Raw genomic sequence first — 26170 nt, forward strand, 5'->3', positions numbered from 1 at the left:
TGAGATAAAGCCTTAAGTACAAAAATTCTATATAGAAGGAGCTGACCGAAGTGTCTCCACTCACGAATACCGTACAGCTCAAGAAGGACGTCCCCGGCAGCAGCCTTGACGAGGCCAGAAGCACACCGCCTGCGCTTGAAGTCAGCAGCGTCTCCAAATCGTTCACGCACCGCCGCCGGGAGACGCCTGTGCTGGATCAGGTGTCGCTGACGGTAGAGCCGCAGGAATTCGTCTCGATTGTCGGTCCTTCCGGCTGCGGCAAAAGCACCCTGTTCCACATTATCGGCGGCCTGACGCTGCCGGATGCCGGAACCGTCAGCATGGACGGCGTCCCGGTTACCGGGCAGCGCGGCAAGATCAGCTACATGCCGCAGCAGCCCGCGCTGTTCCCGTGGCGGAGCACCCTGGACAACGTCCTGCTCGGCGCCGAGCTGCAGGGCGCACCGCAAGCGGAGGCGCGCGAAGCGGCACGCCACTGGCTGGCCAAGGTCGGCCTGGGCGGATTCGAGCGCGCTTATCCGCATATGCTGTCCGGCGGCATGCAGCAGCGGGCCGCCTTCCTGCGGGCCATGCTCGCTCCGCAGGAGCTGATGCTGCTCGACGAGCCGTTCAGCGCGCTCGATGCGCTGACGCGCGAGCAGATGCAGCGCTGGCTGCTGGAGCTGTGGGAGGGGAACCGCCGCTCCGTGCTGTTCATCACCCACAACATCGAAGAAGCGCTGCTGCTCTCCAGCCGCATCTATGTCTTCTCCGGACGGCCCGGCTCCGTCCTGCACACCGTCGATGTACCGTTCCCGCGTCCGCGCCGCGATGAAATCACCGATGCGCCGGAGTTCCTGCAGCTCAAGCGCCAGCTCTCGCTGTGGATGCGCGAGGAGCAGGCCAAGAGCCTTTGAGGTGAGTCGGCGCTATTCGGCCCATGTATGCTGAACCTAGCTATTCACATTTCCCGATGACCTGCCGTTTGCGGTGGGGAATCACATTTTCTGGAATTCCGGAGAAATCCTGCACTAAATACAACATTCCCCTCCTTATCCCCGCCTCTAATCCAAGATTGTTGTACAAAAAGCAGCAATTCTCCCTCTCCAAGCGGCTTAGCGGGAGAATTGCTGTATTTCGTACAACAATTCTCCCAAACACCCTATTATAGGGGTACCAAAGTTGCATTACGTACAACATATTGCCTATTCAGCGTGAGCTTAAGAAGCTCAATTGTCCCAGTGATTGCATTTGGTGCAACAGAATTCCCAATATTCTGAGATAAATCCCATTCTGCTGTATTTCGTACAACCGATTTCTGAATAATCGTCCATACATACCACTTTGCAGATTTCTGCTGTACAAAGTACAACAGATTCAATTTCCCGGCAGATTTCGGGATCAGCTGTTATTCCTACATCCAGCCCTTCTCCTCAGCCAGCCGCACCGCCGGATCGCCAAGCGGCAGGAAGGACACTGACTTACTCACGATTCTGGCCTTAATCTCCTCCGGGCTGCCGTCTGCCACAAGGGCCCCGCGGCTGAACAGCAGAATCCGGTCTGCGGTGTCCTCCGCATCCCTGGCATCTTTGGGCGGAAGCCCGAACACCTGTACACTTCCTTCTGTGGGCTCAAGCAGCCCCAGAAGCATGGATAAGGTAGTTGTTTTGCCTGCTCCGTTAGGCCCGAGCACTGCTGTAATGGAACCCCGTTTAATCGTGAAGCTGACGCCGTCTACCGCTTTTTTATCATGAAAGCTTCTGCTGACATTCTTCATTTCGATCACATGATCCATTCTGTATCCCTCCGTATCCATATGCCCTCCGGCTATATTTCTATAGTACAGGAGGCCGAAAGTGAACATCAGTATGGACTGTCATTCGTTCAAGGTGACAACTGTCATCCGGATAAATAACTTTTTGAGGAAATTATTGATTTTTATGGAGTATTGAATTAAGATAATCCTGCAATAAAAGTAAGCGATTACATTTCTGCATAATCGAGAGGAGTTTAAGGTATGATCAAAAGAATTGGACTAGCAGCGCTGATCGCCGCGCTGCTTGCGGGCATCGGAGGCATTGCGCCGCAACCGGTTTCGGCTGCAGGGGAGACGGCAGAAGTATGGATATCCACCTCAGATCCGAATACGGAGCCGGCTGTCGGACTTAGCACCGGCGCCCGCTTGACCCGCATCGGAGACAAGAGCTTCAGCTCCGCCACCGGAAGCAGCGATTATACAATTACCGTTAACGAAGGCACCACCTATCAGCAAATGGACGGATTCGGCGTTTCCCTGACCGACTCCTCCGCCTGGCTGCTGAACTATAAGCTGAATGCCGCCAAGCGGGCTGAGGTGATGGAGAAGCTGTTTGGCAACACCGGTATTGGCTTGAGTGTGCTGCGGCAGCCGATGGGCAGCTCGGACTTCACCTGGTCGGCCTATACGTATGATGACACGGCCGGGGACACCTCACTCGGTCAGTTCACGATCAGCCGTGATCTGCCTTATATCGTTCCAATGGTCAAAGCGGCGATTGCCAAGAATCCCGGTATCAAGGTATTTGCTTCACCGTGGAGTGCCCCGGCCTGGATGAAGTACTCCGGCACCCTGAACGGCGGCAAGCTCAAAGCTGAGTACTATCAGACCTACGCCGACTATTTCAAAAAATACATTCAAGCCTATCAGGCCCAGGGGATTCCGATTTATGCCGTCACCGTACAGAACGAGCCCATGTATGAAACCGGGGCTTACCCCTCGATGGGCATGAACGAGCAGGATGAGACCGGCTTCATCGGAGACTACCTGGGCCCAACCTTGCAGAATGCCGGGATTAATACCAAGATCATTGCTTTTGACCATAATTATCTGAACTGGAGCTTCCCGAATACGGTCGTTCAGAATCTGAAAAACTCCGGCAAAGCAAGCTATATCGCCGGCAGCGCCTTCCATCACTACGACAGCGGTGACGGCTCGCAGATGACCTCCATGCATAATGCCCATCCCGATAAAGACATCTGGTTCACAGAGGGCGGGTTCGGCACCTGGAATGATCCGCAGAACGGCACAAGCCAGGGCTTCGACAACATGATCACTGAATTCATCAATATTACACGTAACTGGTCCAAATCGGTTATTCTCTGGAACGCCGCACTTGATCAGAAGGACGGTCCTGCCCTGCTGTCCGCCTACAACACCAACCGGGGCATGGTCACCATTCAGAACTCTGACAATTCAAACAGTAATCCGGAGAACAATGTCACTTATACCAAGCAATATTATCTGCTGGGCCACTTCAGCAAATTTGTCGTTCCGGGTGCTTACCGCATCCAGACCAACACCAGCAATGATCTGAAGAATGTGGCCTTCAAGAATCCCGACGGCTCCAAGGTAGTTGTCGCTTATAATCCGCAGACCTCGGCCAAGAACGTCAAGATACAATGGGGCAGCCAGTCGTTTATCGTAAATGTGCCTGCCAAGTCAGTGATGACATATAAGTGGTACGGCAATCCGTCATAAAGAGGGTTGAATCCTGTAAGCAGCAAAAAGCCTTCGCCCTTTCTTTAAGGGGGAAGGCTTCTTGCTGCTATCCATATAGCTTCAGTTACACACTTTAACGTGTTATCTCTGCATGAACCCTTTGCCCAGCAGGAACTCCTTCATATGCATTCTTGACGGCTGGGCCTGGCGCTTCGCCATGATCTCCGACCACGAGGCCTCACTCTGGCCGCCGGTCCGCTCGCGCATATAGTCCCGTGAGATTCCGTCATACACCCCGGCCTGCTGCAATGCGGCTTCGGCGTCATAGCTGTTATTATGCAGCACGGCCTGCAGTGGCAGACGCGGCCGCACTCCATTCACGGCGGCGGGATAACCAAGGCACATGCCGAATACCGGATAGACCAGCTCCGGCAAGCCCAACAGCTCTGACAGAGCAGCAATATTATTGCGGACGCCGCCGATATATACGATGCCAAGACCGAGCGATTCGGCGGCAACCGCAGCATTCTGCGCGGCGAGCGCAACATCGACGGTGGCAACGATCAGATTCTCGGTACTGTCCTCATAGGATGGCGCCCCCTGCAGATGGGGAGCCGCCGCCTCACGCAGCCGGTACAGGTCGGCACACCAGACCAGGAAGACCGGGCACTGCTCGATATACGCCTGATTACCGGATAAGGCGGACAGCTGCGCTTTAAGTGCAGGCTCCGTTACGGCAATTACGCTATAAGCCTGCACATTGCTGGAGGTCGAGGCCATCTGGCCCGCCCCGATAATGGCAGCGAGCAGCTCGTCACTGACCGGCTTGTCCTGAAACTGGCGGACGGAGGTATGACGGTTCAACAGCTCAAGGGTTTCATTCACAGGTTTCACAGTAGGTTCGCCTCTCTTTTCACAGTTATATAGGAATATTATGAACACAATTTAGTATCCAGACAACAGGAGGGCCTTCGCGCTACCATCCGCCCCCCCGCTTCACCTCCTGGACTATGCCCCTGATCCCCTCATCAATCTGGTCCAGCCCGGCGCGGGAAATACTGATGCGTATAAACTTGTCCCGGGTCCGGTAATCGGATAAATAGAATCCATTGCCGGATACGACGCAGATCTTCCGCTCTCCCAGCCGCTTGACCAGCCGTTCCAGATTCACGGTTACCGGCAATTTGAATTGCATATAGACGCCGGAGCTGTCCGCGGATGCTTCAATTAAACCTTCCGTATTATACCGCCGGAGCGCCTCATACACCGCCTGGATTCTTTTGGCGTACATCACTTTTATTTTGTGCCTGTGGTGCTCATACATGCCGTTCTTGATGTATACCTCAAGCGCTGCCTGGGATAACAGCGAGGTGTCCGTGTATCCTTTATAGGCGCGGAACGTCTCCAGCAGCGGCTCCGGCAGCACAACCGCCCCCAGCCTGAGGCCGGGGAAGATGATTTTGGAGAAGCTTTTCAAATAAATCACATGTGAAGTCTGGTCATACGCGTATACAGGATCAAATTGCCGTCCGGCACCCAGATCAGCCATGTAATCATCCTCAACGATATACACATCGTATTTGCCGGCCAGTCTGGCAATAGCCTGCCGCTCTGCTGTGCTGTAAGATGTCCCGAGCGGATTATGATACCTGGGCATGGTATAGAACAATTTAAACCTGCCGCTTGCGAACCGCTCCTCCAGCTCCCGCAGGTTAATGCCGGCTGCGGAGCGGCCGATTCCGCTGACAGGCAGTCCCTCCGCCTCCAAATACCGCAGATAAATATCATACCCCGGCTGTTCCACGAGGATCTCCGTCCTGCCGCTGGGGAACGGCATTCTGGCCAGAATCTCCAATGCCTGCTGGATTCCCGAAGTAATGATAATCCGCTCTGCCTTGGCAAAAACCTGATACTCCGCCAGATGAGACACCAGCGTGCGGCGCAGCGAATCCAGTCCCTGCGCATCCCCGTAAGTGAACAGGTTGTATTTGTACTGGTCAATCGCCTTGTTAAGGCAATGCTGGAAATCCAGATACGGAAATACGTTCAGATCGGGCGATGCCGAAGCGAAGTCGATTATTCCGCTGCCCCCGGCAGGTCCGGGTTCTTCCGTCTTCTCCACCATATAATAGCCGCTCTGCGGAATCGAATAGATCAGATGTGTTCGCTCCAGCTCCCCATAGGCCCGTAGAATGGTGCTGACACTGCAGCCGTAGAATGCTGCGGCACTGCGCACGGAAGGCAGCTTTTCCCCAGGACGGTACTGTCCTTGCTTCATCCGCTTCTCTATCTCCGATACAACCGAATGATACTTTTTCACGCTGCCCCGCCTCCCATCGCCTTCATTCCACGGCCTGCTGTTCATGATACCTCTATTATCCTTCAATTATTATACAGGAAACAACAAACTGTACCGGTACAGTAGCGGAAAGGCGGTATTGTTCTGCTGCGGAATTCCCTTTAATTTTAAAGTAACAGATAAGATGTTTACAGCATCCAGTCTTACTCACACAAAGGAGATGTACCTATGCAGCAGCAAGGACTCAAGCTCGCTTATAGCTTTGCCGTACTCAATGCGGTCATTATCGGATTCTCATTCCTGTTCACCAAAGTGGCTCTCGGCCATGCCGGACCGCTCGATACACTAACCTACCGTTTCGCTGCTTCGTTTGTTGTGATGTCGGTCCCGGTCGTCTTCGGCTGGGTCAAAATCTCCTACCGCGGCAAGCCGGTTGGCCGAGCACTGCTGCTGGCAGCGATGTATCCGCTGGGATTCTTTACCCTTCAGGTATTCGGACTCCAGCATGCCACCTCTGCCGAGGGCGGAATTCTCTATTCGTTCACTCCGGTCGTGACGATGATCATCGCTTCTATTTTCTTGAAGGAGAAGACCTCTCTGCTGCAAAAGCTGTGTATTTTCCTGTCGGTATTTGGCGTTGTGTTTATCTTTGTCATGAAAGGAAGCAGTATTCAGCTGTCCAACCTGACCGGGATTGTGCTGTTGTTCCTGACTTGTCTCGCGTTTGCCGGATACAGCGTGCTGGCCCGGTCACTCTCCAGGCACTTCAGCCCCGCTGAACTCAGCTACCTCATGATGGGGATCGGCTTCGCAACCTTCCTGATCATTTCGCTCACCGGACATGCAGCCAGCGGAACCTTCAGCGAATTCCTGAGCCCGCTGGGGAGCGGCACCTTTGTCCTGTCTGCTGTATATTTGGGAGTCATAGCCTCGCTGGTGACTACCCTGACTTCAACTTATATCTTGTCCAAAATCGAAGCTTCACTCATGAGCGTGTTCACCAATCTCTCAACCATCGTCTCCATTGCAGCCGGAGCATTCTTCCTGGGGGAAGAGATTACAGTGTACCACTGGATCGGATCGCTTCTGATCATAGCCGGGGTAATCGGCACCAACCGGCTCGGACGAAACAAGCCTGGCGTGCAGGTTGCCGGCCGGAGCGAGTCTGTGTAAGCAGGTAGCGCGCTGTTCCACATTGCTCTATTCAGACTACTTCTAGGGAGGCATATTGTATTCGTTTTTTCGAATACATTGGGTCCGGTTACCTTCGCGGAGGCACATTGTATTCGATTTTTCGCATACATTTGGTCCGATTACCTTCGCGGAGGCACATTGTATTCGATTTTTCACATTGCATTGGGTCCGGTTACCTTTGCGGAGGCACTTTGTACTCGGTTTTTCGCATATATTGGATCCAGCTACCTTCGCGGAGGCTCATTGTATTCGATTTTTCGCATACAATTGGTCCGATTACCCTCGCGGAGGCACATTGTATTCGGTTTTTCGCATACATTTGGCCCGATTACCCTTTGGCCCGCTTTCGGCGGAATCAAGGGCACTATTGCCCCTCATTTCTTCCTTTGCCCGCTTTCGGCGGAATCAAGGGCACTATTGCCCCTCATTTCTTCCTTTGGCCCGCCTTCAGCGGAATCAAGGGCACTAGTGCCCCTCATTTCTTCCTTTGGCCCGCTTTCGGCGGAATCAAGGGCACTAGTGCCCCTCATTTCCTCCTTTGGTCCGCCTTCGGCGGAATCAAGGGCACTAGTGCCCCTCATTTCCTCCCTTGTTCCGCTTTCGGCGGCGACACAAAGAACCGCCGGCATTAACGCTCCGGCGGTTCTTCGGTTATCGGCGCTCAGCCGGTTATCCGCACTCAAGTCCAGATCGCTCCGTCTGCAGCAGAAGCAGTGAACATTACAGCTTGACCCGCTGCAGCCGCAGCGCGTTCAGCACAACGGATACAGAGCTGAAGGCCATTGCTGCACCGGCCAGCCACGGAGCCAGGAAGCCCAGCGCGGCAACCGGTATGCCGATCGTATTGTAGGCAAGCGCCCAGAACAAATTCTGCTTGATATTGCGCATCGTCTTGCGGCTCATCAGAATGGCATCCGGAATGCTCATCAGATCGCCGCGCATGAGCGTAATATCCGCCGCCTCCATCGCCACATCCGTGCCGGTGCCGATGGCCATACCGGTGTCTGCCGTTGCCAGTGCTGGCGCATCGTTGATGCCATCGCCTACCATGGCAACCTTGACTCCGCCGCTCTGCAGCCTGCGGATCTCGGCTGCCTTGCCTTCCGGCAGCACCTCTGCCAGCACCGTGCGGATGCCCGCCTGCTCGGCAATGGCCTGAGCCGTAATCTTGTTGTCCCCGGTGATCATAACGACCTCGATGCCCATCTCGTGCAGTCTGGATACCGCAGCGCGCGAGGTTTCCTTAATCGTATCCGCCACCGCTACAACACCGGCAATCCCGCCGTCAACAGCTACCAGCATCGCTGTTTTGCCTTCATGCTCAAGCCGGGTCATGATCGCTGTCCACGGCCCGATATCAAGGCCGCTCTCCTCCATCATCCGCCGTGTGCCCACGCTTACTTTCTGGCCGGCCACTACGGCAGATACGCCGCGGCCCGGCACAGCCTCGAACTGCCCGGCAGGCGGAAGCTCAATGCTTCTGCTCTGCGCGCCCGCTACAATGGCATCAGCCAGCGGATGCTCCGATAGCTTCTCCGCCGCCGCTGTAATCGACAGCAGCCGGTTCTCGGCAAGCACCTTGCCCTGTGCAACAATGCCAGTACTGGTTACAATGTCGGTCAGCACCGGCTTGCCGTTGGTCACGGTTCCGGTCTTATCCACTACAACAACCTTAATGCCCTGTGCAGCTTCCAGATGCTCCCCGCCCTTGAACAGGATGCCGAACTCGGCTGCCCGGCCGGACCCGGCCATTATGGAAGTCGGTGTTGCCAGTCCGAGTGCACACGGGCAGGCGATCACGAGCACCGCGATGGCTTTCTCCAGCGCATCGGCGAACTGCCCGGGTGCGCCCCAGATATACCAGATTACAAAGGTTACAGCTGCAATCCCGACGACAATCGGCACAAAGATCCCGGAAATCACATCGGCGATCCGCTGAATCGGCGCCTTCGAGCCCTGCGCCTCTTCCACCACTCGAATAATCTGCGCCAGCGCCGTATCCCGGCCGACCTTGCGGGCCTTGATCCGCAGCATACCGTTTTTGTTCAGCGTGGCTCCTATAACCGCATCCCCCGGCTTCTTCTCCACCGGCATACTCTCGCCAGTCAGCATGGATTCATCGACGGAGGACAGCCCCTCGACCACTTCACCGTCTACAGGCACCTTGGTTCCCGGCTTCACCAGCACGAGATCTCCGATCACGACATCCTCCACGGGAATGCTCAGCTCAACCCCGTCACGCAGCACCAGCGCGGTCTTGGCCTGCAGCCCCATCAGGCTGCGTATCGCGTCTGAGGAACGCCCTTTGGCCAATGCCTCGAACCATTTGCCTACAAGAATCAGCGTAATCAGAATCGCGCTTGTCTCGTAATACATATCCACGGTATGGTTCATCCCGCTCATCTTCAGGGAATCAATCGTCAGGTACAGGCTGTAGAAATAGGCTGCCGAGGTGCCCAGCACCACCAGCACATCCATATTGGCACTGCCGTTCTTCAGTGCTTTGTAGGCACTGACATAGAACTGCCAGCCGATCAGGAACTGCACGGGAGTCGCCAGCACCAGCTGGAACCAGGGATTCATCAGCAGCTCCGGTGTCCAGATCCAGGAAGTGAATGAGAAATGGCCCGCCATGGCCCAGAGCAGCGGCAGCGACAATATAGCAGAAATGATCCACTTGTTCCGTTTGTGCGTGATTTCCTCCCCGCGCTGGCTGGCGATATCCTTGCGGTCCTGCTTCAGCGCCGCCTTGTAGCCGATGCTGCTCACCTTATCCATAATCTCGGCTGTACTGATATTGCCCGGCGAATATTCCACATGTGCTGTCTCCAGCGCCAGATTCACATTCACTGCGGCAATCCCGGGCATCCGTCCCAGCACCTTCTCAATTCTGGCCGAGCATGCCGCACAGGTCATGCCCGTAATATCGAAATCCGCCGATTCCTTCAGCGTATCATAGCCGAGCGAACGAATCTTCTCCTCGATCTGCGGCACGCCTGCGACCTTCGGATCAAATCCCACCGTCGCCTGCTCCAGCGCCAGATTGACATTCGCCCGGGATACCCCCTCCATGCGGGACAATCCCTTCTCGATCCGCGCCGCACAAGCGGAGCAGGTCATCCCGGTAATCTGCAGCGTAGCCTGCTGCTGGACCGGTTCTGCACTCTTTTCCATGATTCACGCACCTCCTTATACCCCCAAGGGGTATATTTATCTTTAAAAGAAAAGGCATTGGCGCCCGGCCCTATTGCTCTAGGGTTCCCGGCTCCAAGCCCTTACATTACAATCCTTCACTTAAACTACGTCGTAGCCCTGATCCTCGATAGCTGCCTTGATTGCATCCAGGCTTACAGTGTTCTCGTCAAATTCAACCGCTACCGTCTTCGCCGGAAGATCTACCTTCGCCGCAGCCCCAACGCCGCTCACAGCTTTCTCTACAGCACTTACACAGTGACCACAAGACATTCCTTCTACATTCAATGTTACGTTCGACATTTGATTACCCTCCTAATAGTTTATGGAGCATAGCTCCTTGATTCTTCACCGAACAAACCGGATTTGCAAGCTTGTGCTTAGTTTTCAATAGCAAGCACTTAGCTTTTCATTGCTTCCTTCTCCACCACAGCCTGGATAACTTGAACTATTAAATCAAACAAGGGATGAAAGTAACGGAGGGGAATTTTGAAACTGTAGGAGCGAATGCGTACGCCTTTGTCCACGGATTTCTACCGCAAATAGCGGTTTAAATCAAAGAAATCCGGGGACAACAGCGGCCGAAAGTTCAAACATTCACCGCAGTTACGCCCGCCATCCTTGCATGAATTTAAGAGTTCTGCTTATCCAGGCCCCAATCTCTATTTCATCAGCTTATTCACCGTAATCAGCAGCTCATCGATAACCTCATGCTCGCCGGCTTCGATCCGTTCGATAATGCAGCTCTTCATATGGCCTTCAAGCAGCAGCTTGCCGACACTGTTCAGTGCCGCCTGCACCGCCGCCAGCTGATTAAGCACATCATCACAGTAGGTATCCCGTTCAATCATGCCTTTGACGCCGCGGATCTGTCCCTCAATCCGGTTAAGCCGGGTGGTCAGTCCACTCTTGAATTCCGGGGAATGATGGCTCTTGCGGACACCGGATGCAGAAGAATGGCAATCCTCGCCGCAGTCATGCCCGGCATGTACCTTCTCATTTGTTGACACAGGAATCAGCCTCCTCAAGTATCAATATAATATACCCCCCATGGGTATGTCAAGGCTTCACCGCAGCTTTCCCCCTTTGTCCTGTAATCCATGCGGATTTGTCATGATTTAGCAGGAGAATCCTGGTGTAAACGCGAATCTCCTAGAATAAAACATCTACAACTACGCGAATGGAGGAGGAGCAGTGCTCAAATCAATCATCAGCCAGATGCATCGCCGCAGGAGCTATTTGTACTCCTTTATCATATGCCTCGCCGGGCTGGGCTTGTTCATTTATCAAACGGAACCGCAAATTCTTCAACTCTCCACATCCGACTGGGGCTGGGTTACCGCCATGTCAGGCGCGGCCGTCCTGCTCACCGTCTTCACCTTCCAGCTGCCTCCGCAGGGGAACGGGCTGTCACTGGATTCTTCCATCTATCTGGCCTGTATCTTTATCTTCGGCGCCCCATCCGCTCTCCTGGTTCTTCTGCTCTGCTCCATCGTACTGCTATTCATCGAATGGGGAAGCACTCCACTCTGGAAGCATCTCAATAATTTCGCCGTGTACTGTATCATGATCACTTCCGCAGCCTTTATCTTCTCGTGGTTCGGGGGCCGGCAGGGACCGCTTCTCAGCAGCCATCTGGCAGCATACCTCAGCGCTATGGCCATTTATTTCATCCTGAACCTGCTGCTTGTCGGCTTCTTCTACTACATAATTTTCCGTGAGAATCTCTACAATACACTTAAAGCAATGCTGACAGACGCCGTACTGGCCTATCTGTGCACGCTGGTGCTCGCCCTGGTGCTGACCGTTCTGCTCTTTTATAACGGAATTACAGGTCTGGCCTTATTCCTGGGCCTCAGTGTACTGATCTCCTATTCCTTCAAACGGCTGTTCAGCATGTACCGTGACATTGAAGAGCGGGCCAACCGCGATCAGCGTACCGGACTGTTTAACCACAGCTATTTCGAAGCGGCGCTCGAAGAGGAAATGCGCAGATCGCAGGCAGGCGGCAGCGCACTCTCCCTGGCCATGATTGATATTGATGATTTCAAGAAATATAATGATCACTTCGGCCATCTTAAGGGGGACGGGCTGATCGTTTTTCTGGCTGACCTGCTGAAGAAGGAAACCGGGTCCACCGATATTATTGTCTCCAGATATGGCGGTGAAGAATTCACCCTGCTGATGCCGGGCTACGATGCCGTAACGGCCAAGCAATTTATCGAAAAGCTGCGCAAAACGCTCAACAATTCTATGTTTGAAGGCAGCGAGATCTTCCCGCAGGGCTGTCTGGCCTTCTCCGCAGGCGTAGCCGGGTACCGGCCGGATGTCCACTTCAAGTCAGAGCTGGTCGACCATGCCGATCAGGCGTTGTACTATGCCAAAAAACAAGGCAAGAACATGGTCCACGTCTACGGTAACCAGTCTCTCTTGGAGCGTGACATCGATTTCAGCCAGGATGTGCGCGATATTGAGCAGCAGCTTAATCTTTTTATGTACAAGGATCTGGAGACCTTCAAGCATTCCAAACGCGTATTCCGCTATGCCATGGACATCAGCGAGCTGCTGGCGCTGGACAATCTCTCCAAACGGCAGTTCACGCTCGGCGCACTGATCCACGATATCGGCAAGCTGGAGATTCCCTGGGGCATACTTAACAAGAAGGATAAGCTCGCGCCGGAGGAATGGGAGATGGTCAAATGGCATGTCACCTGGGGCAAAGAGATGGCACTTACCAACAATAAATACAAGGATCTTGCCCCTTATATCGAGCTGCATCACGAACGGTATGACGGCAAAGGATATCCTTACGGCTTCAAGGGAGAAGAGATTCCCCGGCTATGCCGGATGCTGACCATTATCGACTCATTCGATGCCATGACGACGGAGCGTCCGTATCAGCCGACCAAATCATTCGCGGAAGCGATTGTGGAGCTGCGGGCCTGCGCGGGAAGCCAGTTTGACCCGGAGCTGACCGAGCTGTTCATCAGGTACATAGAAGCCCGTGAGCTGCGTTCAAGCGATGCTGCCATGTAGGAAGAAGCGTGCAACCGCGCTGCGAATAAGGTTCCGCCCGTCAGGGAATACCATACATAGAAGTCCTGCCGTTCTTGTTGTACAAGGGCGGCTTATTTGCGTCCACAATTTACTTTAATTTTGAAAAAAAGATTGCCACCCTATTCAAATTTGAATATAATAAGATTTCATCTTGAATAACGAACGTAAAGGAGTTTGTAAATGCATACTAAAGAAAGCAATCTTAAGCTCGTCGTTGCCGGACTGCTGCTCGGCATTCTGATGTCCGCGATGGATAATACGATTGTGGCCTCAGCTATGGGCACCATCGTCTCAGATCTAGGGGGACTCGATAAAATCGTCTGGGTAACCTCCGCTTATATGGTCATGGTTATGGCCGGAACCCCCATCTTCGGCAAATTGTCCGATATGTACGGGCGCAAGCGCTTCTTCATCTTCGGACTCATCGTGTTCCTGATCGGCTCCGCCCTGTGCGGTACGGCGGCGAGCATCACACAGCTCAGTATCTACCGGGCGATTCAAGGGGTTGGCGGCGGTGCGCTGATGCCGATTGCCTTCACGATTGTATTTGATATTTTCCCGCCGCAAAAAAGAGGCAAGCTCACCGGATTATTCGGTGCTGTCTTCGGGATCTCCAGTGTAATTGGCCCTCTGCTTGGCGCTTATATCACTGATTTCGTCGGCTGGAACTGGATTTTCTATATTAATGTGCCGATTGGTATCGTCTCCTTCTTCCTGATTATGACGTCCTACAAGGAATCCGTCTCCCATGCCAAACAGCGGATTGACTGGGGCGGCGCCTTCACGCTGGTGGCAGGAATTATCTGCCTGATGTTCGCGCTTGAGCTTGGCGGCAATCAGTATGCCTGGGATTCAGCAACGATTCTCGGACTGTTCGCCGGCTTCGCCGTATTCCTGATTGCCTTCATCTTCATTGAGCAGAATGCGGCAGAGCCGGTCATCTCGTTCAACATGTTCCGGGGGCGCCTGTTTGCCACCAGCAGTCTGCTCGGCTTGTTCTACGGCTCGGCGTTTATCGTAGCTACGGTATACATTCCGATCTATGTCCAGGGGGTATACGGCGGCTCCGCCACCAACTCCGGTCTGATCCTGATGCCGATGATGATCGGTACGGTCATCGGCAGCCAAGCCGGCGGTCTGCTCACCACCAAGACGAGCTTCCGCAACATTATGCTGCTGTCCGCAGTGTGTTTCGTTGCCGGAATCTTCTCACTCAGCACACTGACACCGGATACTTCCCGTCTGCTGCTGAATGCGTTCATGGCACTGACCGGTTTCGGGGTCGGGTTCTCCTTCTCCGTACTCAGCATGTCGTCCATTCACCATTTCGATATGCGCCAGCGCGGTTCAGCTACCTCCACCAGCACCTTCCTGCGCTCGCTCGGGATGACGCTGGGGATTACCATCTTCGGTATTATCCAGCGCAACAGCTTCACTTCAGAGCTTAGCACGGCCTTCGGAGACGGTGGCCAGGCCTCTTCCTTCGGTGATCCGCGTTCTGCTCTGACCCCTGAGGCCCGTGCACAGATTCCGGCACCGGTACTGGACAAGATTACGAATTCACTGTCTACATCGATCGCTCATACCTTCATGTGGGCTATCGTCCCTGCGGTGCTTGCCGTTGTCTTTGTTCTGCTGATGCCCAAAGACCGTCTGGCTATTCAGCCTAAGGAATCCCAGCCTGCTCCAGCTTCCGGGCAGAGGTAAGCATCATGTCCATGAAGCTGCTGATTCTGGGGCTGCTGCTGGAACGGGATATGCATCCTTATGAGATTACACTGGTCATGAAGGAACGCACGATGGACCAGTTCATTAAGCTGCAGATGGGGTCCTTGTATTATGCAGTCGACAAGCTGGCCGAGGGCAGCCATATTGAAGCTGTAGAGGTTATCCGCAGCACGGACCGGCCGGATAAAACGATCTACCGGATTACCGATAAAGGCAAGGAATTGATGGAACAGCTCATTCTGCAGCAGATCAAGAAAAGCGATCAGCTGCATCATCCGCTGTACATGGCCCTGGCCCTCTCCCGCTACATTGATCAGGAGAAGCTGGAACGGCTGCTGGAGGAACGTATCCGCGAGACAGAGCACCAGGTGAACTTCGCTTATCAGGTGTATGAGGAGCATATCTCCATAGTTCCCCGTTCGGCACTGCATCTGATGTACGGCCGGTACGAGCACTGTCTGACCGAGCTGAAATGGCTGAAGCGGCTCCATGAGGATGTTGTGGCCCGCAGGCTGAGTGACAAAGGCAGCCCGATTATTCCTTAATAAGTATAGAATTTCAGGAGGATTGTTCCGCCGCCGTTACAGGCAGCCGGGGCAGTCCTCCATTTCATGTCCAAAGCCTGTTCACACAGGAACCAGCGGTTTATCACAGGTCCCTGTGTTTAATTAGCCCGAATTGTGTTTATTAGGGAGCAAACTGCCGGCAAGGCTCAGGAGAATTCTCTAGCACATTCCCCATCCTTGTCCGGCAAATATTCCGAAAGGGAAGTGAACTTAAGATGAGCCATAGTGACGATAAGAAGCCGATAAGAGACGAACGCGACCACCCTGAGCAATACCCGACCGACAAGCCAAGCTTATTTGACCTTGATGACAGGGAACAGAATGTAGATCCGATTCCGGTCGAGGATCTGACACTCGAGAAGCAGGAGGAGAAGGATAAGGAAGGCACGAAACACCGCTCCTCCAGCGACAAAAAATACCATACCGGATTCTAAAGGTGTACACTTAATCTTAGAGCATTCAAAAGCTATAGCTTATGGAGGGATACAATTGCTGAAAGCGTTGCCACTTAACAAACGCGGAATTCCTGCCAGCCGCATTGCGCTGGGCTGTATGGGGCTTGGCGGAGGCTGGGACCATGAACCGGTTACAGCGGAGAACATTAAGCAGGGGCATGAGGCGCTGGATGCGGCGCTGTCGATCGGCATCAATTTTTTTGACCATGCGGATATCTATACCCGGGGCAAGGCGGAGAAGGTGTTCGGACAGATCTTCAGGGAGCGTCCGGGTCTGCGTGATGAGATCATCCTGCAGTCGAAATGCGGCATCAGGCTGATGGAGCCGGGGGATATCACCAATATGTTCGACTTCTCCAAGGAGCATATTCTGTCCAGTGTAGACGGAACACTCTCCCGGCTGGGCACAGAGTATATTGATATTCTGCTGCTGCACCGCCCCGACCCGCTGATGGACCCCGAGGAAGTCGCCGAAGCACTGCGCCAGCTTAAGGCAGCCGGCAAGGTGCGCCACTTCGGTGTCTCCAATATGAGTGCTGCCCAGATCAAACTGCTGGAGACCTATTGTGACGAGCCCTTCATCGTCAATCAGCTGCATATGAGCCTGGCCAAAATCAGCTGGGTCGATGCCGTACTCAGTGTGAACCGGGAACAGTGGAAAGACCTCACGTTTCCTGAGGGTACAATAGAGTATTGCCGCGCGGGGAACATCCAGCTTCAAGCCTGGGGCCCGCTGGCCCAGGGGCTGTTCAGCGGACGTCCACTTGAAGGACAGCCGGAGAACGTGGTGAATACAGCGGCCAGAGTACAGGCGCTCGCCGATGAGAAGAATACAACACCTGAGGCCATCGTCCTGGCCTGGCTGATGACGCATCCTGCAGCCATCCAGCCTGTAATCGGCACCGTCAATCCGCTGCGCATCGCAGCCTGCGGAGGAGCGGATAAGATTGAGCTCTCCCGCAAGGAATGGTACGAGCTGTACGTCAGCTCACGCGGAGAGAAGCTTCCTTAAGGAGCGGGCTTCACTACAAAAGGAAAAGGTTATGCCATCCGTATTTGTTGTGCGGATAGCATAACCTTTTTTCGTTCTCAATAAAGAACATTTGTGAAAAACAGCGATATATTAAGATAATTAAAGATAATCAGATGCATTCGTGCTTTATTGCGAACAATTCGCTGAAATTGACATTTTTCTTTTCCCGGGTGCGCAGTGTATGATTTCATTACGAAGACGTTCTTAATAAAGAACGAATATAACGAATACCAAACAGTAAGCCATGAGAGGGGGCCTACCTTTGTACCCCAGATCCGCCAAACGGCGTAAAAAGAATTACACGAAACTCGGTCTTCGGATCCTGCAATCCGGTGTGGCTGTATCTGTCCTTATAATGTATACATCCAATCAGATTGGCAGTACTTACGGAGAGTATAACACTTCCCAGGAACAGAACACCTCTATCGGGCTCTGCTCCGTATTTCCGGGTCAGATTGAACAGCTGCTGTCTGAGTTCAGCGGACATGTCCGCACAATTATCGAACTGAAATCTTCTCTTGGCAGCCACAATACGAGCGGGAACTATAACACTCCCCCAATCTCTGAAGAACTGTCAGCGGAGGAACTGGATCAGGTCTCCAGTGAGATCTCGGAACAAATCCGGCTGGCAAGCGATACAGTTAGCGCACTGGATACACAGCTGAGCTTCAATGCAGGTATCTGGCAGCAAATTCTGCAGGAAATTGGCAGTGCAGCAGCCATTCTGCATCAACTCGGAGGATATATGGTTAATCTCGAACCCAATTGCCTGGAAATCCGTGACGCCCGGTTCTTCGAACAGCTGCAGGAAGGTCTCCATCAAAGCGGGGTGCTGTCGGAATCCCTGACGGATACATTAACGGGCATTGTGCATTATCTGAATACGATTCATGATTTCGGCGGCTCGCTGCCGACCGGTAATCCTGACCGGGTGCTTCTCCGGCAAGAAAGCTTCGGCTTCCCTGCCGAGGAACCGATTTTCTCACTCATGGCCAGAGCTTACAATGACAATGCAGACCCCAATGTATCTCCCGCCTTACAGTCAAGCTATGATCAGTTAAGTGCAGAATTAACAGCCTCCAGAGACAACCTATCGTCCACAATCACCACGCTTCAGGAACAGCAGGTACACATTGCTGAGGCGAAGGCGGTGCTGGAGGAGAAGGCCAAGGCTGAGGAAGCGGAACGGCTGGCACTGGAGAAGCAGAAACAGGAGAACGATCAAACCAAGAATAATCCGCCCGCAGCGGAGATTCCTGGAGAAGATAAGACCATCGAAGAACCTGCTATAGAAGCTCCTGAGGGAGAAAAGCCGGCTCCTGCACCCTCACCAGATACAGAGGTTACCGCTCCGCCTGCCACACCGGCACCGGAAGCCAATCTTCCGGAGGCGACTCCAGCGGCAGACTCACCTGGGGAGCTCCCGGATAGCGTTACAGATACCGCGCAGCCAACAGCTACAGCTACAGCTACAGCTACACCTGATCCACAATCGGATACCAGCAAAGGCGGGGAATAATATGCGCATTAAAAAGATAGTCAGCACCACATTGTCCACACTGATATTTATGATTTTTCTGGTGCTGGTAACCGCAGTAGTCATCTCTAAAGCCTCCGGAGGCGAACCTTCCTTCTTCGGCTATCAGATCAAGACGGTGTTATCCGGTTCCATGGAGCCGGGCATCCAGACCGGATCTATAGTAGCGATTAAGCCGGGCGGGGATATGACCCGTTTTCAAAAAGGCGATGTGATTACTTTCATGAATCCCGATAACCTCCTGATTACACACCGTGTGGTCGATGCTTCAATAAACAGTGCCATAGGCGAGGCCAGCTATACCACCAAAGGGGACAATAACGATGCAGCCGATACCTCAGCGGTCAGCTCAACAAATGTGGTAGGCCAATATACCGGCGTCACCGTCCCTTATGTAGGATATGCCATGAATTTTGCGGTCTCCAAAGCCGGAAGCGTAATGCTGATGATTATCCCCGGGCTGCTCCTGCTCCTCTACGCACTGTATTCCTCCTGGAAAGCCGTAGCGGCACTGGAGAAGAAGAATGCAGGGCCAGCGGTGACCGGCGGACCGGATACCCTTCCAGACATTGTGCAATAAACCGATTGTCCTCTCCCGTTTACGAAACGCGGAGCAACAATAAATTTTCCCCGAAGACAGGTAAAGACCAAAAAGAACGATGAGAGAGGGATGAACAAATGAACGTTAAAAAAACATTAGGTCTCGGCGTTGTATCGGCAGCACTCGGATTAACCCTGGTGGGCGGAGGAACCTTCGCTTACTTCAGCAGTACCTCCACCACTTCCGCTTCTTTTAACAACGGTACTTTATTACTTAATTCAGACCCCTCCGTTATTGTCAATCTCAGCAATCTTAAGCCGGGGGATACGATTCTAAGAGATTTTAAATTGAAAAATGACGGAACGCTCAATATTCCCAAAGTTGTTCTGCGCACCTCATCTGTCATTACAGATGCCCAGGGGGATAACGGCGCCCATAATCTCAAAGACGATATTATTGTGACCTTCCTTGTTAACAAGGATAAGGTAACATCACCTGTCCTGGTCATTTCACTGGCCGACCTTGAGCAGCAAAGTCCGGATCTTGTAGCCAAGGGAATTCTCGGCGGGATCTTTGGTGTAGAGAACGGGGGCATCAAAGCAGGTACTTCAGATAACCTGAGCGTACAGTTTGCCTTCAAGGAAACCTTCCAGCCGCAAAACTACTATCAAGGCGATACGCTGGCCCTGACCCTGAACTTCGAAGCCAACCAGGAAAAAGGCGCCCTCAAATAATCTATCTGTATATGCATTCCTGATCACCGATCTTAAAAAAACATAATATACTCGAGGAGGAAATTAATTATGGGTATCAAAAAAACACTGGGTCTTGGCGTTGCATCGGCAGCACTGGGATTGTCTTTAATCGGAGGGGGCACCTTCGCTTACTTCAGCTCCACAGCAACCAGCACGGCAACCTTCGCGGCAGGCACACTGAAGCTCGGCTCTTCCTTCAATACCCCTGTTGCCCTGACCAACCTGAAACCGGGTGATTACACCGTACGCACGTTCACCTTGTCCAATGACGGCACCCTGGATATCAAACTCCTAACGCTGGCCACCAGCTACACTATAACTGATGCGAAGGGCGATAATGCCGGCCAGGATCTTGGAGATCACTTCAAAATCAAACTTCTCGACAGCTCTTACACCAGCGGTCCGCTTGCCGGCCATGTGCTGTCCGAGATCTCCCTGAAGGACCTGAAGAACACTTCCAGCTATGATCTCGTAACGGCGGGTGTACTGCCGGGAGGCATCGCCGCTACCCAAACCAAAACCTTCAAGATTGCTTTCGAATTCGTTGACAATACCCAGGATCAGAATATCTTCCAGGGTGACGGCTTGGCGCTGAACTGGACATTCAATGCTACGCAAGGTTTGGGAGAAGCCAAATAAGGCCATCAAACTATATACACAAAACGGCATATCCTCCCTCATCCGGGCTGGATATGCCGTTTTGTCTCTCCCCGCCAGCTTCTGGCAGGAACAAGGGTTTTTGTCCGTTTTGCGAATTTTTGTTATACTGATAACAAAAAGTACGGAGGGCGTTGTAATCGTGTCAGATAACATGGGAAGCCGCATCCATAGGCTCCGTCTGGAGAAGGGTTATTCTTTATCCGAGCTTGCGGATAAGGCTGACGTGGCGAAATCATACTTAAGTAATGTCGAACGGAATATCCAATCCAACCCCTCCATTCAATTTATCGAAAAAATTGCCGATGCACTTCAAGTATCGATTCACGTATTACTGTATGGCGGAATTGCAGAGACTGCAGAACCGGCTCTCGATGGAGAATGGTTCAGGCTGGTACAGGATGCGATGGCCTCTGGTATAAGCAAACGTGAATTCAAGGAATTTCTCGATTATCAGAAATGGCGGCTGGAGCAAAAGGATAACTGAAATACCCCCCACAAAGTGAGGCAGCAGCTTCGATGATTACTCAGGCACTTTGCGGGGACCCCGAAACAACATGTAAATTCCAACAGAACAAGGCACAGCGTGTACACCGCTGTGCCTTGTTCTGTATGTATCCGTACAATGCTGAATGCCCTACATCGCCTGGAGTGCTTTTTCAGTAAAAAAACGCCGAATCTCGTCTGCCTGGATGCCAGCCTGCTTAGCAGACATTAGCAAATGCACCCATTCTAAATCCAGATCAACTGCCTGCAGTTCGTCATTCCCCTGGTTGGACTTATCCAAGAAATCTCCTCCTAGAATTTTCGCGTCCCCAGGCAGTCCGGCCATCATAGTATTTCTACTTTAGATCCGAGACTTTGTGCCCCTGTCTTTCGGCAGGTTTACCCTTTACTGGACCCTTTACATGAAAGGATCTGGAAAGAATCGATGAAACCGTTCTCCGCAATAACATTATACAAGATCTTACATGAAAAGTGTGTCGTTTTCTGGAATTTTTTTATGTTAAATCGTGAGGACCCTTAGCTAAAATTGCCAATGGCTTGTATAAATAATTCCAATTCATCTTCAATCGGTCCAAATTAGTTTAAATATACTAATAGATATTTATCCCGTAACACAATATAGAAGTAATTACCCATTTCCATGATTTACAACCACCTAATTCCTTAATTTTTTATGGATTTTAACGATATTTTATCCCTCCGGCTTCACCCGGAAAATTTATGATTGTTCCGTATGAATTCCCTGCTGAATCATACCGTTTTGCGAACGGATTGCACGAAAGTATGAATTGATTACCCTGCCGGAAAGTAGCACAATAGGATGAGAATGAAACCGCAAACATCGCAGCTCCGCTAAGCGGTGTTCCTAATATACCGCATGTGGAGTTTATCCGTTAGGAGGACCTACTCATGGCCGTCAAAGAGCCCTATAACGAATCTGTCTGGAGCAAGTATTACGGTCCCAATCTGGGCTACATTCAGGAGAAATACGAGCAGTTTGTCAAGGATCCCACTTCCGTAGAGCATCATTACCGCGACCTGTTCACAGTATCCGGTCCGCCTCCCCTGGCTCCGGATGCCGTCAAGACGCCTCCCCCCGCCATCTCAGGAGATACAGAGTGGCTCAAGAAAGCCGTTAAAGCTTCCAAGCTAATGGCTAACATCCGAATATACGGCCATATGGCTGCCGATATCGATCCGCTGGAGCGGAGCACCAACCCGATGGCGAAATGGCTGGAGATCGAGACCTATGAGCTGACGCGCGAAGATCTGAATGCCCTGCCGGCTTCACTGATCTGGGAGAATGCCCCTGAGGGTGTGCATACCGCTATGGATGCCGTTCACAGAATGCGCCAGGCCTACACACAGACCATCGCCTATGAATTCGGGCATGTGCATGACGAGCGTGAGCTGCGCTGGCTCAACAGCCAGGCGGAATCCACAACGTCGCCTGCTCCACTGAATAATGCGGAACGCAAAGAGCTGCTGAAACGCCTGATCCAGGTAGAGCAGTTCGAGACCTTCCTGCACAAGACCTTCGTCGGCCAGAAGCGCTTCAGCCTGGAGGGCAATGACGCCCTCGTGCCTATGCTGGATGAAATTGTCCGCGCTGCCGCACATGACGGCGCAGAGCATATCCTGATGGGTATGGCCCACCGCGGAAGACTTAATGTGCTTGCCCACATCCTGGGCAAACCTTATGATATTATTTTCTCGGAATTCCATCATTCACCGAACAAGGAGCTCTTCCCGTCCGAAGGCTCCATGGGTGTCACCTATGGCTGGAGCGGTGATGTGAAATACCATCTAGGCGCTGACCGGGCCGTCCGTGAAGGCGAAACCGTGCGTACCCGCATCACGCTTGCGAACAACCCGAGCCATCTCGAGTTCGTGAATCCGGTCGTTGAAGGCTTTACGCGTGCAGCCCAGGAGGAACGGGGTACCCCCGGCCTGCCTAAGCTGAATACGAACAAAGCTATGGCCGTGCTTATGCATGGCGATGCCGCCTTCCCTGGTGAAGGCATTGTTGCGGAAACACTTAATATCGGCAAATTGACAGGTTATCAGAATGGCGGCACTGTGCATATTATCGTCAATAACCGGATCGGCTTCACCACCGAAAGTGAAGATTCCCGCTCCACGCATTACGCCAGTGATCTGGCGAAGGGCTATGAGATCCCGGTAGTGCATGTCAATGCCGATGACCCCGAAGCCTGTATTGCAGCCGTCCGTATGGCCAGCGCTTACCGCCATTTGTTCAAGAAGGATTTCCTGATTGATCTGATCGGGTACCGCCGCCACGGCCATAATGAGATGGATGATCCGGAAACCACCCAGCCGGTGGTTTATGGCAAGGTCCGCAACCACCCTACCGTTTACCGTGTTTATGCGGAACGCCTGCAGCGCGAGAAGGTCGTTACAGCCGATGAGGTGAAGAACATGATTGCCGAGGCCGAGAATGTGCTGCAGCAGGCCTTCGAGCAGATGAAGGAAGGGAAACAGAAGAACGCCGAGTCCAAGACTTCGGTCGTCCTGGATACCGGAACACCGGTGCACCGCCCTACAGCGGTTCCGCTGGCCAGCCTCCAGGAGATTAACCGTGAGCTGCTGAGCGTACCGGCCGGCTTCACAGTCTATCCGAAGCTGGAGCGGATTCTGCAGCGGCGCAAGGATGCGCTGAATGACGGCGAGCGGGTAGACTGGGCGCTGGCTGAGACCCTAGCCTTCGCTACCATTCTGAAGGACGGCACGCCGATCCGCCTCAGCGGACAGGATTCACAGCGCGGCACCTTCGCTCACCGTCACCTTGTCCTGCATGACAGTGAGAGCGGGGAGCTCTTCTCCCCTCTTCACCAGCTTAAGGATTCCCGCGCCTCCTTCGGCGTCTACAACAGCCCGCTGTCAGAAGCCTCTGTACTCGGCTATGAATACGGCTATAATGTGTTCGCACCGGAGACCTTCGTGCTCTGGGAAGCGCAATACGGCGATTTCGCCAATGCCGCCCAGGTCATTATCGACCAGTTCATCTCCGCCGGACGCGCCAAGTGGACACAGCGCAGCAATCTTGCGATTCTGCTGCCGCATGGATATGAAGGCCAGGGACCGGAACACTCCAGCGGCAGGCTGGAACGTTATCTGCAGCTCTCCGCCGAGGAGAACTGGACCGTAGCGAACCTGACCTGCGCGGCCCAGTATTTCCATCTGCTGCGCCGTCAGGCTGCACTCTGCGGACAGCCCGACGCCCGGCCGCTGGTAATCATGGCACCGAAGAGCCTGATCCGCAATCCGCGCAGCACCTCAGCCGGTGCTGATCTCGCCTCCGGCAGCTTCCAGCCGGTGCTTCCGGAACCGCTGCTCGGCAGCAAGCCCGAAGAGGTCAAGCGCCTGGTGGTATGCAGCGGCAAGGTCGCCATCGACCTGCAGACAGAGCTGGAGGCCGCCCGCGGACAGGACTTCTCCTGGCTGCATATTCTCCGCCTGGAGCAGCTATACCCATTCCCGGAACGCGAGCTTGGCGCACATCTCAGTTCGTTCCGTTCCCTGCAGGAAATCATCTGGGTGCAGGAGGAACCGAAGAATATGGGCGGCTGGAGCTACGCCGAACCCCGGCTGCGCGCCATTGCCCCGCAGAATGTTACCGTCCAGTATATCGGCCGTCCGGAGCGCTCCAGCCCGGCCAGCGGTTACGCGGATGTGCACAGCTTCGAGCAGCGGCGCATCGTTAGAGAAGCCCTGAAACTAAACGCTCAAGTACAAGCACCTGTACCGTCTTCCTGACAGCAGCAAGGCGGTCTCTCGATAACGTAAACTACTATATTTGGGGAGGTAACGGCCTGTGTCCGAAATTAAAGTACCCGATTTGGGCGAATCCATTTCCGAAGGAACGATCTACAAATGGCTGGTTAAAGAGGGCGACACTGTCGGCCAGGGCGATGTGCTCGCGGAGCTTGAGACCGACAAGGTCAACCTGGAGATCAGTGCGGAGGAGGATGGTGTCATCTCCTCCATCCTGCGCCAGGCGGGCGAGAACGTTGCCGTTGGCGAAGCTATCGGCATTATCGGCAGCGCCGACGGTGCGGCAGTAGCCGGAGGCGGAGGCAAGCCGGAAGCGGCGAGCGCAGCGACGGGCAGTAGCGCCTCTGACGGCGGTAAGCCGGAAGCGGCAAGTGCAGCACCGGGCGGCAGTGCCTCTGACGGCGGTAAGCCGGAAGCGGCAAGTGCTCCGGCCGCCTCCGAAGGTGCGGCGGCGGGCACTGCGGCCCTGGCTTCGCCGGGGGCGCGCAAGCTGGCCCGGGAGCGGGGCATCGACCTCGGCGAGGTCAGTGCCCGCGACCCCATCGGCCGGATCGGCCAGGCCGATGTGAACGGCCATGGCGCAGCCGTGCCGGAGGCCGCTGCGCCTGCAGCTCCGGCGGCGGCGCGGCCGGAGCCGGTGAAGCCGCCCGCGCCGGCGGGCAAGGCGCCGCACGCGGAGGACGGCAAAGCGACCGAGCGCAAGCGCATGTCGCGCAGACGGCTGACGATTGCCAGCCGACTGGTCGAAGCGCAGCAGACGGCAGCGATGCTGACCACCTTCAATGAGGTGGACATGACCGCTATTCTCGACATCCGCAAACGCCGCAAGGATGCCTTCAAAGAGAAGCATGAGGTCGGACTCGGCTTCATGTCCTTCTTCACCAAAGCCGTGATCGGTGCACTCAAGGCTTATCCGCTGCTGAATGCCGAGATCGACGGCGAGGATCTCCTGCTGAAGAAATACTATGACATCGGCATTGCCGTAGCTGCCAAAGAAGGCCTGGTCGTGCCGGTCGTCCGCGATGCCGACCGGCTCAGCTTCCCGGAAATCGAGCGCAAGATCGGCGAGCTCGCCTCCAAAGCGCGTGCCAACACGCTCAGTCTGCCGGAGCTGCAGGGCGGTACCTTCACGATCACCAACGGTGGTGTATTCGGTTCTCTGCTGTCTACGCCGATCCTCAATACGCCGCAGGTCGGCATCCTCGGCATGCATAAGATCCAGCTTCGTCCGATCGCCTTGGATGAAGAGCGGACAGCTAACCGTCCGATGATGTATGTCGCCTTATCGTACGATCACCGGATTGTGGACGGTTCAGAGGCGGTAGGCTTCCTCGTCAAGGTCAAGGAATTACTGGAAGACCCTGAAGCACTGCTGTTGGAGGGCTAAGCCCTCCTCC

The 26170-nt window shown here is 53.9% G+C and carries 22 protein-coding genes and 1 riboswitch; of the genes, 15 read left to right on the forward strand and 7 right to left on the reverse strand.

What is annotated here, in order from left to right; all coding sequences use genetic code 11:
• Window positions 1–50: 50 nt before the first annotated feature.
• The gene (locus MHI42_RS18320; RefSeq protein ID WP_342420274.1) at window positions 51–896 is read left to right on the forward strand and encodes an ABC transporter ATP-binding protein; all 846 of its coding nucleotides are present in this window, start codon (window positions 51–53) and stop codon (window positions 894–896) included.
• 497 nt (window positions 897–1393) lie between these two features.
• Here MHI42_RS18320 and MHI42_RS18325 read toward each other — a convergent pair whose 3' ends face one another.
• On the reverse strand, window positions 1394–1774 hold the full coding sequence (locus tag MHI42_RS18325; RefSeq protein WP_171720298.1) for an ATP-binding cassette domain-containing protein: 381 nt from the start codon (window positions 1772–1774) through the stop codon (window positions 1394–1396).
• A gap of 222 nt (window positions 1775–1996) precedes the next feature.
• Between MHI42_RS18325 and MHI42_RS18330 the strand changes: the two genes are divergently transcribed.
• On the forward strand, window positions 1997–3496 hold the full coding sequence (locus MHI42_RS18330; RefSeq protein ID WP_342420275.1) for a glycoside hydrolase family 30 beta sandwich domain-containing protein: 1500 nt from the start codon (window positions 1997–1999) through the stop codon (window positions 3494–3496).
• Window positions 3497–3598: 102 nt separating this feature from the next.
• On the opposite strand, the gene nfsA is transcribed toward MHI42_RS18330, so the two are convergent.
• Entirely contained in the window at window positions 3599–4342 is a 744-nt protein-coding gene (gene nfsA, locus MHI42_RS18335) for an oxygen-insensitive NADPH nitroreductase (RefSeq protein ID WP_342424762.1), read from the reverse strand.
• Between the two features lie 91 nt (window positions 4343–4433).
• Window positions 4434–5777 (reverse strand): PLP-dependent aminotransferase family protein, encoded by a 1344-nt coding sequence (locus MHI42_RS18340; protein WP_342420276.1) that lies wholly within the window; start codon window positions 5775–5777, stop codon window positions 4434–4436.
• Between the two features lie 207 nt (window positions 5778–5984).
• Here MHI42_RS18340 and MHI42_RS18345 point away from each other — a divergent pair, with 207 nt between their 5' ends.
• Window positions 5985–6929 carry a DMT family transporter gene (locus MHI42_RS18345; protein WP_342420277.1) on the forward strand — a complete coding sequence of 315 codons (945 nt, stop codon included), beginning with the start codon at window positions 5985–5987 and terminating at the stop codon, window positions 6927–6929.
• Between the two features lie 741 nt (window positions 6930–7670).
• On the opposite strand, the gene MHI42_RS18350 is transcribed toward MHI42_RS18345, so the two are convergent.
• The 3 genes from MHI42_RS18350 to MHI42_RS18360 form a co-directional block, all read right to left on the reverse strand.
• Entirely contained in the window at window positions 7671–10124 is a 2454-nt protein-coding gene (locus tag MHI42_RS18350; protein WP_342420278.1) for a heavy metal translocating P-type ATPase, read from the reverse strand.
• 120 nt (window positions 10125–10244) lie between these two features.
• Window positions 10245–10445 (reverse strand): copper ion binding protein, encoded by a 201-nt coding sequence (locus tag MHI42_RS18355; RefSeq protein WP_039299488.1) that lies wholly within the window; start codon window positions 10443–10445, stop codon window positions 10245–10247.
• A 359-nt stretch (window positions 10446–10804) separates the two neighbouring features.
• Entirely contained in the window at window positions 10805–11152 is a 348-nt protein-coding gene (locus MHI42_RS18360) for a metal-sensitive transcriptional regulator (protein WP_342420279.1), read from the reverse strand.
• A gap of 208 nt (window positions 11153–11360) precedes the next feature.
• On the opposite strand from MHI42_RS18360, the gene MHI42_RS18365 reads away from it, so the two are divergent.
• From MHI42_RS18365 to MHI42_RS18410, 10 genes are all read left to right on the forward strand, one after another.
• Window positions 11361–13178: a diguanylate cyclase gene (locus MHI42_RS18365; protein WP_342424763.1), complete on the forward strand. Its 1818-nt coding sequence runs from the start codon at window positions 11361–11363 to the stop codon at window positions 13176–13178.
• 201 nt (window positions 13179–13379) lie between these two features.
• Entirely contained in the window at window positions 13380–14906 is a 1527-nt protein-coding gene (locus MHI42_RS18370; protein WP_342420280.1) for an MDR family MFS transporter, read from the forward strand.
• A 5-nt stretch (window positions 14907–14911) separates the two neighbouring features.
• Complete coding sequence (locus MHI42_RS18375) at window positions 14912–15472, forward strand: PadR family transcriptional regulator (protein WP_342420281.1); 561 nt, start codon at window positions 14912–14914, stop codon at window positions 15470–15472.
• Between the two features lie 236 nt (window positions 15473–15708).
• Window positions 15709–15927: a hypothetical protein gene (locus MHI42_RS18380; protein ID WP_171720306.1), complete on the forward strand. Its 219-nt coding sequence runs from the start codon at window positions 15709–15711 to the stop codon at window positions 15925–15927.
• A 55-nt stretch (window positions 15928–15982) separates the two neighbouring features.
• The gene (locus tag MHI42_RS18385; protein WP_342420282.1) at window positions 15983–16960 is read left to right on the forward strand and encodes an aldo/keto reductase; all 978 of its coding nucleotides are present in this window, start codon (window positions 15983–15985) and stop codon (window positions 16958–16960) included.
• A 376-nt stretch (window positions 16961–17336) separates the two neighbouring features.
• A complete protein-coding gene (locus MHI42_RS18390) occupies window positions 17337–18500 on the forward strand; it encodes a hypothetical protein (RefSeq protein ID WP_342420283.1) in 1164 nt (387 codons plus the stop codon).
• 1 nt (window position 18501) lies between these two features.
• Entirely contained in the window at window positions 18502–19098 is a 597-nt protein-coding gene (locus tag MHI42_RS18395) for a signal peptidase I (protein ID WP_039299468.1), read from the forward strand.
• A 98-nt stretch (window positions 19099–19196) separates the two neighbouring features.
• The gene (locus tag MHI42_RS18400; RefSeq protein ID WP_342420284.1) at window positions 19197–19793 is read left to right on the forward strand and encodes a TasA family protein; all 597 of its coding nucleotides are present in this window, start codon (window positions 19197–19199) and stop codon (window positions 19791–19793) included.
• A gap of 69 nt (window positions 19794–19862) precedes the next feature.
• Entirely contained in the window at window positions 19863–20453 is a 591-nt protein-coding gene (locus MHI42_RS18405; protein ID WP_039299460.1) for a TasA family protein, read from the forward strand.
• Between the two features lie 172 nt (window positions 20454–20625).
• Window positions 20626–20958: a helix-turn-helix domain-containing protein gene (locus MHI42_RS18410; protein WP_039299636.1), complete on the forward strand. Its 333-nt coding sequence runs from the start codon at window positions 20626–20628 to the stop codon at window positions 20956–20958.
• A 150-nt stretch (window positions 20959–21108) separates the two neighbouring features.
• Here the strand turns inward: MHI42_RS18410 and MHI42_RS18415 are convergent, their stop codons facing one another.
• Complete coding sequence (locus MHI42_RS18415) at window positions 21109–21258, reverse strand: anti-repressor SinI family protein (RefSeq protein WP_083442555.1); 150 nt, start codon at window positions 21256–21258, stop codon at window positions 21109–21111.
• Between the two features lie 28 nt (window positions 21259–21286).
• A riboswitch (cyclic di-GMP riboswitch) is annotated at window positions 21287–21371 on the reverse strand.
• Window positions 21372–21887: 516 nt separating this feature from the next.
• Between MHI42_RS18415 and MHI42_RS18420 the strand changes: the two genes are divergently transcribed.
• On the forward strand, window positions 21888–24755 hold the full coding sequence (locus MHI42_RS18420; protein WP_171720310.1) for a 2-oxoglutarate dehydrogenase E1 component: 2868 nt from the start codon (window positions 21888–21890) through the stop codon (window positions 24753–24755).
• 58 nt (window positions 24756–24813) lie between these two features.
• Window positions 24814–26160, forward strand: a complete 1347-nt coding sequence (odhB, locus tag MHI42_RS18425; protein WP_342420285.1) for a 2-oxoglutarate dehydrogenase complex dihydrolipoyllysine-residue succinyltransferase — start codon at window positions 24814–24816, stop codon at window positions 26158–26160.
• Window positions 26161–26170 lie beyond the last annotated feature (10 nt).

Origin of the sequence: Paenibacillus sp. FSL E2-0178 (assembly GCF_038593005.1) — a bacterium.
Classification (GTDB): domain Bacteria; phylum Bacillota; class Bacilli; order Paenibacillales; family Paenibacillaceae; genus Paenibacillus_AQ; species Paenibacillus_AQ phytohabitans.

Bases quoted from the DNA above. Each gene is read 5' to 3' on its own strand.
- MHI42_RS18325 (WP_171720298.1), bottom strand. From the start codon at position 1,774: ATGGATCATGTGATCGAAATGAAGAATGTCAGCAGAAGCTTTCATGAT.
- MHI42_RS18330 (WP_342420275.1), top strand. From the start codon at position 1,997: ATGATCAAAAGAATTGGACTAGCAGCGCTGATCGCCGCGCTGCTTGCG.
- MHI42_RS18345 (WP_342420277.1), top strand. From the start codon at position 5,985: ATGCAGCAGCAAGGACTCAAGCTCGCTTATAGCTTTGCCGTACTCAAT.
- MHI42_RS18350 (WP_342420278.1), bottom strand. From the start codon at position 10,124: ATGGAAAAGAGTGCAGAACCGGTCCAGCAGCAGGCTACGCTGCAGATT.
- MHI42_RS18355 (WP_039299488.1), bottom strand. From the start codon at position 10,445: ATGTCGAACGTAACATTGAATGTAGAAGGAATGTCTTGTGGTCACTGT.
- MHI42_RS18365 (WP_342424763.1), top strand. From the start codon at position 11,361: ATGCATCGCCGCAGGAGCTATTTGTACTCCTTTATCATATGCCTCGCC.
- MHI42_RS18370 (WP_342420280.1), top strand. From the start codon at position 13,380: ATGCATACTAAAGAAAGCAATCTTAAGCTCGTCGTTGCCGGACTGCTG.
- MHI42_RS18375 (WP_342420281.1), top strand. From the start codon at position 14,912: ATGTCCATGAAGCTGCTGATTCTGGGGCTGCTGCTGGAACGGGATATG.
- MHI42_RS18380 (WP_171720306.1), top strand. From the start codon at position 15,709: ATGAGCCATAGTGACGATAAGAAGCCGATAAGAGACGAACGCGACCAC.
- MHI42_RS18390 (WP_342420283.1), top strand. From the start codon at position 17,337: ATGTATACATCCAATCAGATTGGCAGTACTTACGGAGAGTATAACACT.
- MHI42_RS18395 (WP_039299468.1), top strand. From the start codon at position 18,502: ATGCGCATTAAAAAGATAGTCAGCACCACATTGTCCACACTGATATTT.
- MHI42_RS18400 (WP_342420284.1), top strand. From the start codon at position 19,197: ATGAACGTTAAAAAAACATTAGGTCTCGGCGTTGTATCGGCAGCACTC.
- MHI42_RS18405 (WP_039299460.1), top strand. From the start codon at position 19,863: ATGGGTATCAAAAAAACACTGGGTCTTGGCGTTGCATCGGCAGCACTG.
- MHI42_RS18410 (WP_039299636.1), top strand. From the start codon at position 20,626: ATGGGAAGCCGCATCCATAGGCTCCGTCTGGAGAAGGGTTATTCTTTA.
- MHI42_RS18420 (WP_171720310.1), top strand. From the start codon at position 21,888: ATGGCCGTCAAAGAGCCCTATAACGAATCTGTCTGGAGCAAGTATTAC.